At 55.7% G+C, this 3,016-nt stretch carries 3 protein-coding genes and 1 pseudogene; 1 reads left to right on the top strand and 3 read right to left on the bottom strand.

The window, feature by feature from the left end; translation table 11 throughout:
• Positions 1 to 264: 264 nt before the first annotated feature.
• The gene (locus tag Q1B15_RS04815) at positions 265 to 1,860 is read right to left on the bottom strand and encodes an MBL fold metallo-hydrolase (RefSeq protein WP_299750945.1); all 1,596 of its coding nucleotides are present in this window, start codon (positions 1,858 to 1,860) and stop codon (positions 265 to 267) included.
• Positions 1,861 to 2,034: 174 nt separating this feature from the next.
• Here Q1B15_RS04815 and Q1B15_RS04810 point away from each other — a divergent pair, with 174 nt between their 5' ends.
• On the top strand, positions 2,035 to 2,349 hold the full coding sequence (locus tag Q1B15_RS04810; RefSeq protein ID WP_299750942.1) for a hypothetical protein: 315 nt from the start codon (positions 2,035 to 2,037) through the stop codon (positions 2,347 to 2,349).
• A 145-nt stretch (positions 2,350 to 2,494) separates the two neighbouring features.
• On the opposite strand, the gene tnpA is transcribed toward Q1B15_RS04810, so the two are convergent.
• Together tnpA and Q1B15_RS04800 are read right to left on the bottom strand one after the other, a co-directional pair.
• Positions 2,495 to 2,800, bottom strand: a complete 306-nt coding sequence (gene tnpA / locus Q1B15_RS04805; RefSeq protein WP_299750939.1) for an IS200/IS605 family transposase — start codon at positions 2,798 to 2,800, stop codon at positions 2,495 to 2,497.
• Positions 2,763 to 3,016 (bottom strand): annotated as a pseudogene (locus tag Q1B15_RS04800) (ISKra4 family transposase); the annotation flags it as partial. The pseudogene Q1B15_RS04800 and the gene tnpA, both read right to left, overlap by 38 nt.

The following is a 3,016-nucleotide window of genomic DNA, read 5'->3' as shown; positions in this document are numbered from 1 at the left end:
GCCCTCGTTATACTCGGCCCAGTTGGTCACTCGATGCCGTTGCTTCGGGATCTTGTCTCGACGATCGGCGTTGAACTTGTGAGGCATTTGCAGGATCCTAGTGGGAACAGACCGCATCGGTATCAGCGGAGAGGCGATCCCTGCAACAAGGCCCAAAATAGGCGAGAAGCGGCGATTTCTCTTTTATTAGGGTACAACGACAGGCACAATCCGGCCTAACGCATCCAGAAAGAGCGTGCTTTAGCGACATCCATCGCGGACCTCTCAAGCATCATCTTTCAACGCACGCCTGATCCGTCGCAGGACTTTGGCACGCGCTTTATCATCAGCTGCCTGTTCGAATATGTCCCGCAATTCGAACACAAGCTCTGTCAGATCGTTGTGCCAATCGGGCCCGCCTAATGCCTCGGGTAGCATGCGCTGATCCTGTGGCGGTTCAAGGATCGACGTCCCATCTGCGCTAAGAGCTATCTGATCATCAAGATTTGGGATCAGTATGTCTTTGTCAGCGAACCCTTTTTCCATCAGGGCGGATTTTAACGCGTTCATTTGTGGCTCTTCGCCATGGGTCAGGATAAGCGCCTCTCTGATCGGGCGGCGCTGGATAATCCAATCGGTCAACTCAGATCCGTCTGCGTGCCCAGAATACGTATCGACTTTGCGAATGCGCGCCTTGACCCTGATCTCCTCTCCGTGAACTTTCACAGACTTCGCGCCTTCGCTCAGGATCCGGCCCAGCGTGCCGATGGCTTGGTATCCAACAAAAAGGACGGTAGCCTTGTCCTGCCAAAGCCATTGCTTGAGGTGGTGCCGGATGCGGCCGGCCTCGCACATACCGCTTGCTGCAAGGATGATTGCGCCCCCGGTGATTTTCGCGATCTGTTTGCTTTGCTCGACCGTTTCTGTGGGGCGAATTGCGGGATTGCTTATCAATCGTGGCCCCGGTCCAAGATCTTCGAGGTCCCGCGCATGCCTTTGAAAAACTTTGGTCACGCGGATGGCCAACGGGGAATCCAGATAGACCGGAACCTTGGGGATGTCGCCTGCGTCCTGAAGCGCGAGAAGATCCGTGATCAACTCCTGAGTGCGTTCTACAGCGAAAACAGGGATCAGCAACATGCCGTTGTGGTCCAGCGCGCGTGACACTTCGTGCCTCAGCGTTTCCATTCGTGCGGCGGGTGTGACATCGGCCCGCTCGCGACCGCCATAGGTTGCCTCCGATATCACATAATCGAAATCCGACGGTGCGTCAGGATCAGGATGGAACAGCTTGTTGTCAGGCCCGATATCGCCAGAAAACAAAAGGCGAATAGGTTTCGAGTTTTCCTGATCGATTTCGACTTCGATTGAGGCGGACCCCAGGATGTGCCCCGCGTTCCAGAACCTTGCGCGCACACCCGGGCCGACAGGTGTCCAGACTTCATAGTCGACCGTTTCAAAAATGGTCAGGCAATCCTCTGCGTCCTGCCGTGTGTAGATCGGTTCAACCTCTGGCTTGCCATGCCGCAGGTTTCGGAGGTTGAGTTGATCGACCTCCATCTCCTGAATGTAACCACTGTCGGGCAGCATGAATGTCAGAAGGTCTCTCGTGCCAGCTGTCGCGTAGATGGGTCCCTGAAATCCTGAGGCGCTCAATTTTGGGAGCAAACCAGCATGATCGATATGGGCATGGGTCTGAAGCACAAAATCAATCTTGGGAGGGTCGAATGGAAACGGACGATAGTTAAGTTCCTTCAGCGTCTTGGGCCCTTGGAACAAGCCGCAATCCACCAGAAAACTGCATTGATCCGTCTGCAGCCAGTAGCAAGATCCCGTCACCGTTCGCGCCGCGCCGCAAAATCTGAGTGTCGCGTCTGGCATTCTGTTTTCTCCCTGACAGTCAACTGCTCCAGTCTTTCAGCCCGCTGTTGAAGAGAGAGCAGTTTAGACTGCATAGCGCAGCAGCACTTCAGGCGATTGATCCGCATCAATCACGTCAGCCGTTTGAAGAATACGCTGCCGTTCGCCGCTATCAGCACCTCATGGTGAAGTCGAATGATCCAAAACGCCACGTCTCCTTGGTCCATCACTGCAGAGGGCTTTCCTGAAAATGGGCCAGTGTATGACCAAATCCCTTTCTTGATCGGATACGCGGTTCTGGGACTGTCAGATCACAACACACAACCGTGGCTTTTCCGGGTGTCCGACGGATATCTGGAGGTGATCGCCGATCGGACACGTGCCTTGCCAGTGGTTGACCCGCAGGATCGTGCGCTTGAAATCAGTTGCGGCGCGGCCATCGGTCTGCTTGAGGTTGCAGCACGGCGCTTCAGCCTGAAAACGGCCCTCACTATCTACCCCGAGGGATAATCGCGATCTTTTGGCTCGGATCGCTTTTGCGTCCGACGCCCCGCCAAGCTCGAATGACGTGGCCCTGTTCAGAGCCATCCCGGACCGACGCACCAACCGCACCGCGTTTTTGATGAACAGCGTCCCGGCTGATTTCACTGAACGACTACCGGCATCCCCAGTAGCGTATGCGGATGGCGGGAAACTCGCATTGCACCTTGTAAGACGAACAGCCCTTCATCTTGCGCACCAGATCGCTGATAGCAAGCTTTGGCGGCACCGAGACAAACATGTGGCCGTGATCGCTCGACAACACCCCGCGCAAGATGTCGACCTCGTTGTCGCGGCACGCCCGGCGGCAAATGTCCCGCACTCGCAGCCGCAATGCGCCAGTCATCACTTTGTAACGATTGGGAGTGGAAAAACTTTGGGGATCATGCCGCCCTGAGCTGTCCTGGTGAGAGCCTTCCATCTAGTACCGCAGCCCTGACAACCGCAACACGGTGCGCGCCTCTTGGGGACCATCTCATGCGTTGTTTCTTTCCCATGCACACATTGGCGATCTCATTTACGAGGCCTTCTGCCCTTGACGTTGAGACTGCTTTCCCTTGCTGACGTCGACGCCCGTAGTTCGCGATGGCTGACAGGTTGTAGCTCAAGTATGTTCTCAGATCCATTGCGCGTGAGG

The sequence above is a fragment of the uncultured Boseongicola sp. genome (genome assembly GCF_937988555.1).
Taxonomy (GTDB): Bacteria; Pseudomonadota; Alphaproteobacteria; order Rhodobacterales; family Rhodobacteraceae; genus Boseongicola.
This window is presented reverse-complemented; position numbering and strand designations above follow the sequence as displayed.

What these genes read in the sequence shown, in the direction of transcription:
- Q1B15_RS04815 (WP_299750945.1), bottom strand. Translation starts at nt 1,860, where the DNA reads ATGCCAGACGCGACACTCAGATTTTGCGGCGCGGCGCGAACGGTGACG.
- Q1B15_RS04810 (WP_299750942.1), top strand. Translation starts at nt 2,035, where the DNA reads ATGATCCAAAACGCCACGTCTCCTTGGTCCATCACTGCAGAGGGCTTT.
- tnpA (WP_299750939.1), bottom strand. Translation starts at nt 2,800, where the DNA reads ATGGAAGGCTCTCACCAGGACAGCTCAGGGCGGCATGATCCCCAAAGT.